General features: G+C 64.1%; 6 protein-coding genes. 5 read left to right on the top strand and 1 reads right to left on the bottom strand.

Going from position 1 to position 5,344, the window contains the following annotated elements:
* From ruvA to EN925_RS21740, 3 genes are all read left to right on the top strand, one after another.
* On the top strand, nucleotides 1–443 hold a 443-nt coding region (gene ruvA, locus EN925_RS21750), incomplete at its 5' end, for a Holliday junction branch migration protein RuvA (RefSeq protein ID WP_164894316.1).
* A 43-nt stretch (nucleotides 444–486) separates the two neighbouring features.
* Complete coding sequence (gene ruvB, locus EN925_RS21745; protein WP_063170357.1) at nucleotides 487–1,524, top strand: Holliday junction branch migration DNA helicase RuvB; 1,038 nt, start codon at nucleotides 487–489, stop codon at nucleotides 1,522–1,524.
* 159 nt (nucleotides 1,525–1,683) lie between these two features.
* Entirely contained in the window at nucleotides 1,684–2,580 is an 897-nt protein-coding gene (locus EN925_RS21740) for a metallophosphoesterase (protein WP_127388456.1), read from the top strand.
* Between the two features lie 11 nt (nucleotides 2,581–2,591).
* Here the strand turns inward: EN925_RS21740 and EN925_RS21735 are convergent, their stop codons facing one another.
* The gene (locus tag EN925_RS21735; protein WP_127369596.1) at nucleotides 2,592–3,842 is read right to left on the bottom strand and encodes a cellulase family glycosylhydrolase; all 1,251 of its coding nucleotides are present in this window, start codon (nucleotides 3,840–3,842) and stop codon (nucleotides 2,592–2,594) included.
* 57 nt (nucleotides 3,843–3,899) lie between these two features.
* Between EN925_RS21735 and ybgC the strand changes: the two genes are divergently transcribed.
* Entirely contained in the window at nucleotides 3,900–4,370 is a 471-nt protein-coding gene (ybgC, locus tag EN925_RS21730) for a tol-pal system-associated acyl-CoA thioesterase (protein WP_127369597.1), read from the top strand.
* A 399-nt stretch (nucleotides 4,371–4,769) separates the two neighbouring features.
* On the top strand, nucleotides 4,770–5,344 hold a 575-nt coding region (gene tolQ / locus EN925_RS21725), incomplete at its 3' end, for a protein TolQ (RefSeq protein ID WP_128336906.1).

Raw genomic sequence — 5,344 nt, 5'->3', positions numbered from 1 at the left:
TCTACGGCTTCCAGTCAGTGCTGGAACGCGAGTGGTTCCGGCTGCTGATGAACAATGTTCCCGGCGTCGGCGCCAAGGTGGCGCTGGCCATCCTGTCGACGCTGGCGCCGGCCGACCTCGCCAATGCGATTGCGCTGCGCGACATCGCCATGGTTTCTCGCGCACCCGGCGTCGGCAAGAAGGTGGCCGAGCGCATCGTCACCGAACTGAAGAACAAGGCGCCGGCCTATGCCGGAACCGCTTCGGGCACCATCGGCCTGAAACAGGAGCTCGGCGACGGCGTGGCATCCGCGCCGATCACCGACGCGGTCTCGGCGCTGGTCAATCTCGGCTATTCGCGCGACACGGCCGCCAATGCGGTGGCGGCGGCGCTGAAGACGGCGGGCGAGGATGCCGATGCGCCGAAGCTGATTCGCTTCGGGCTGAAGGAACTTGCGCGGTGAGCCGCCGCTTGTTCAGCCCCTTGCCGTGTGCAAGGAAGGCGGCATGAGCCTGTCGCCCCGCTTGATTGCACCGGAAAAACGCGGCGAGGATGCCGAGCAGACCTTGCGGCCGCAGACGCTCGACGATTTCGTCGGCCAGGCGGCGGCGCGGGCGAATCTCAAAGTGTTCATCGAGGCCGCCAAGAGCCGCAGCGAGGCGCTCGACCATGTGCTGTTCGTCGGGCCGCCTGGTCTCGGCAAGACGACGCTGGCGCAGATCATGGCGCGCGAGCTCGGCGTCAATTTCCGCTCGACCTCGGGTCCGGTCATCGCCAAGGCCGGCGATCTTGCCGCGCTGCTGACCAATCTCGAGGAAGGCGACGTGCTGTTCATCGACGAGATCCATCGGCTGAGCCCGGCGGTGGAGGAGATCCTTTATCCGGCGATGGAGGATTTTCAGCTCGACCTGATCATCGGCGAAGGCCCGGCGGCGCGCTCGGTCAAGATCGACCTCGCCCGCTTCACCCTCGTCGCCGCCACCACGCGGCTTGGCCTGCTGACCAATCCGCTGCGCGACCGTTTCGGCATTCCGGTACGGCTCAATTTCTACACGGTCGAGGAGCTGGAGCAGATCGTGCGGCGTGGCGCGCGTATCCTGCAAATGCCGCTCGGCAACGACGGCGCGCTGGAGATCGCGCGGCGCGCGCGGGGCACGCCACGCATCGCCGGCCGGTTGTTGCGCCGTGTGCGCGATTTCGCCTCGGTGGCCGGCGATGGCCATGTCGACCGCAAGATCGCCGACGAAGCGTTGACCCGGCTGGAAGTCGATGCGCTCGGCCTCGACTCGCTCGACCGCCGGTACCTCAGCATGATCGCGCGCAATTTCGGCGGCGGGCCGGTCGGCATCGAGACGATCGCCGCAGGCCTGTCCGAACCGCGCGATGCCATCGAGGACATCATCGAGCCTTATCTGATCCAGCAGGGTTTCATCCAGCGCACGCCGCGCGGCCGCATGCTGACGGCCAATGCCTGGCGCCATCTCGGCCTCGACGCGCCGAAGGATCTGGCGCAGCAGCAGATCAACCTGTTCCAGGAAGAATAGCGGCCGGGCGATCAGGCGCAGGTTCCGGGCCGACGAAGGATCTGTGAGCGGCCTGCGCAAAATATCCTCGGCTTCGCCGGTTTGCCGGCGCATTCGTCGGCTCTGGTGGCGGTGCCATCCCGGGGCAATCTCGCTCCGATGGTTTGCCGGAGCCATGCAATGATCACCAGACGCGGATTCCTGCGCTTCATCGGCGGGTCGGTTCTGTCGGTTGCCGCGTTCAGCGCCTATGCGGCCGGCATAGAGCCGATGCTGCTGACGCATGTGAAACGCTATGCGCTAACGCCGCCGCATTGGCCTGATGGCCTGAAGCTGCGCATCGTCGCGCTTGCCGATATCCATGCCTGCCGGCCATGGATGACGCCGGAGCGGATCGCCTCACTTGTCGAAGACGCGAATGCCCTGCAGCCGGACGTGATCGTCCTGCTCGGCGATTATATCGCCGGCATGCCCTTGGTGACCGGCCCGGTGACGCCGTCGCAATGGGCCTCCGCCCTCTCGGACCTCAAGGCACCGCTCGGCGTGCTCTCGATTCTCGGCAACCATGACTGGTGGGCAGATGGCTTCGCGCAGCGCGCCGGGGCCGGCCCGACCGTAGCGCGCAAGGCCCTGGAGAAAGTCGGCATTCCGGTGCTGGAGAACGATGTCGTGCGCCTGGAAAAGGATGGGCATGGTGTCTGGATTGCCGGGCTTGCCGACCAGCTGGCACTGCTGCCGACCAGCGACCGCGCCGGCTTCACGGGGCTGGACGATCTCGACGGCACGCTGGCCAAGGTCAGCGACACCTCGCCCATCATCCTGCTTGCGCACGAGCCGGATATTTTTCCGAAAGTGCCGTGGCGCGTCTCGCTGACCCTGTCCGGCCACACCCATGGCGGACAAATTCGGCTGTTCGGCTATTCGCCGGTCGTGCCATCGCGTTTCGGCAACCGCTACGCCTATGGCCACGTCGTCGAGAAGGATCGCAATCTGATCGTCTCCGGCGGGCTCGGTTTCAGCATATTGCCGGTGCGTTTCGGGATGCGGCCGGAAATCCTGTCGATCGACCTTGGCTAATCCAGATCGCCTCAGTGAAGCGATTTGATCGCGTCCATCACGTCCGGCTCGGCCTTGTCGCCGTTGAAGGCATCGACGATGCCGAAGGCGCCGCCATAGCTCCACACCGACCATGAGAAGCCGTGTGCTTCGGCACGCGCGATCATGTCCCTGACATAGGCGGCCCGATACCCGGCGGGCATCACATAGGAATTGCCGTATTCCTGGCGGATCATGCCGAACTCGCCCAGCGTGATATTTCCAGGCTTGACGCCGTTGGCCCTCGCCCACGCCTCGACCTTTTCGAACGGCGCATCCATCAAGCCGAGCAGTCTGTCGGGGCTGTCCATGCTGGCGACCTGTTCGTCAAGATAGGCAAGCAGGCCGCTTTGCCGCGTCCATGGCGCCTCGGCCTTGATCCTGGCGCGGATGGTGTCGAGCGTCACGTCGAGCTGTGCCTTGGGCACCGCGGTCAACGGATAGGGCAGGCCAGTCACATAGGGGATGAAGTCTCCGGCCCAGGTTGCGCCCTGATGGGTGAGCAGAAACGGATCGTAGGAATGGAAGGTCCAGATGACGTTGTCGTCCGGAATCGTCTTCGGGTCGATCTTTTCCAACGAACTCGCGGCGGAATAGCAGGCGCCGGTCAGCACCAGGGTCAGTTTCGTCGCCGAGGATCGCGCCGCCGCGAACAGTTTGCGCTGGCGGTCCGGCCACAGGCTGGTGCCATCGCTGTCGCAGTCGACGATCGGTTCGTTCATGGGCTCGAAGGCGACCTGGGCGGGATCTTCGCTGGCCAGCGTGCGGGCCATCTTGCGGACCATCTCGACATAGGCGTCGAAGGTCCGTGGGTCGCCCATCACTTCAGCCATTCCGATCTTGCGGCTGCCGCCGGCCGGGATCAGGTGCATGTCGACGATCACCTTGAGTCCGGCGCGGTTGATCATGCGCACCGAGTCCAGCACGCTGGCATAGAGATCGTCACGCAAGGCCACGGTCTGGTCGGACAGAAAGGGCGATGGATCGACCGGCATGCGCAGGAAATCGAAGCCGGCATCCTTCAACGCCTTGAGGTCGTCCTCCCCAAGGAATTTCCGCCACTCCGGATAGGGCAGGATGGCCTTGGCGTCGCCCCACTGGTCCTCGCCGGGCCAGGTGACCCACTGGTCGAGATTGAGGCCGCGCTTCATCGAGAATTTCGCGGTCTGGCCAGGCAGCGCCAAAGCCACCAACACGAACAGCGTCGCCGTCAAACTCTTGATCATCGCCGTCAACAGTGCCATCCGATGCTGTGTCACGCGGGAAACAGGTGCCTCGTCGGGGCTGAAAAAGGAAGCGCAATGGGCGATCATGGTGAATCGGCGACGCTGCTGGCCGGGCTTTCCGGTGCGCTGACGGCGTTCGGCCACCGGCTGATGGCGCGAGTCTATTATGCCGACACCGATTTCTCCGGCGTCGTCTATCATGCGCGCTATCTCGAATTCTTCGAACGCGGCCGCTCCGACTATCTCAGGCTGACCGGCGTGCACCACACAGAGCTTGCCGACGGCAAGCATGGCGAAAGAATAGTCTGGGTGGTGCGCCGCATAGAGATCGACTTTCGCGGCCCGGCCCGGATCGACGACATCCTGACCGTCGACACCCGCACCGAGGAGATTTCCGGCGCGCGCATCTTCATGGCGCAACAGCTCAAGCGCGGCGACGAGGTGCTGGTCGAGGCCAAGGTCGAGGCGGCGATCATCGGCGAGAATGGCCGCCCAAGGCGCTTTCCCAAGGAATGGGTGGCGGCATTCATGCCACGGGTGGGATGATATTCAGGTGATGCCGGCCTGCAAACGGTGATTCCCTGCGCTTCCGGTGCTCGGGTACTTCAGGTACCCTCCGCTCCGGTTCTCGGAAACCACCGCTTTCGGCTCGGCCTGACCTGAATCTCAACCCATCCCGACTTCGCGCTTGGATGATGGCGTTACAACTGTGCGGGCGTGGCAATGCGCCGCGCCTTATATACTAACCCATCCTTAACCATAACGGTTCATGAAGAGATTGGTGAAGATTGGCGTTATCGAACGCCTTCCTTTCACCAATATTTGCCCTGAAAAGGCCGACAACGGCACAGTTTGGGGTTGTTCCGGTAGCTTCGTGCGAACCGACCACAAGGGATGCCAGGGGCCAGCCGCCAGCTTCGCCCGGAAAATCTTAAGGACGTAACGATGGAAAATATCGCACTCGCCGATCCGGGCGCGCAATTGTCGGTTTGGTCGCTGTTCGTTTCGGCCAGCTGGGTGGTCAAGCTGGTCATGATCGGCCTGCTCTGCGCCTCGGTCTGGACCTGGGCGATCATCGTCGACAAGCTGGTTTCCTATGCCCGCATGCGGCTGGCGCTCAACCGGTTCGAGCAGGTGTTCTGGTCGGGGCAGTCGCTGGAGGAGCTTTACCGCACGCTCGCCGATCGCAAGACCACCGGCATGGGCGCCATTTTCGTGGCGGCCATGCGCGAGTGGAAGAAGAGTTTCGAGAAGGGCGCCAAGTCGCCGCTCGGCCTGCAAACCCGCATCGACAAGGCGATGGACCTGGCGCTGACCCGCGAGATGGAAAAGCTGGAAGGGCGCCTCGGCTTCCTTGCCACCACGGGCTCGGCGGCACCCTTCATCGGCCTGTTCGGCACCGTCATCGGCATCATGACGTCGTTCCAGGCGATCGCCGGCTCCAAGAATACCAGTCTCGCGGTGGTTGCGCCGGGCATCGCCGAAGCGCTGCTGGCGACGGCCATTGGCCTGCTCGCCGC

The sequence above is a fragment of the Mesorhizobium sp. M7A.F.Ca.US.006.04.2.1 genome, assembly GCF_004022915.1.
Lineage (GTDB): Bacteria > Pseudomonadota > Alphaproteobacteria > Rhizobiales > Rhizobiaceae > Mesorhizobium > Mesorhizobium ciceri.
The sequence above is the reverse complement of the archived record's forward strand: the minus strand, read 5'-3'. Positions and strand labels throughout refer to the sequence as shown.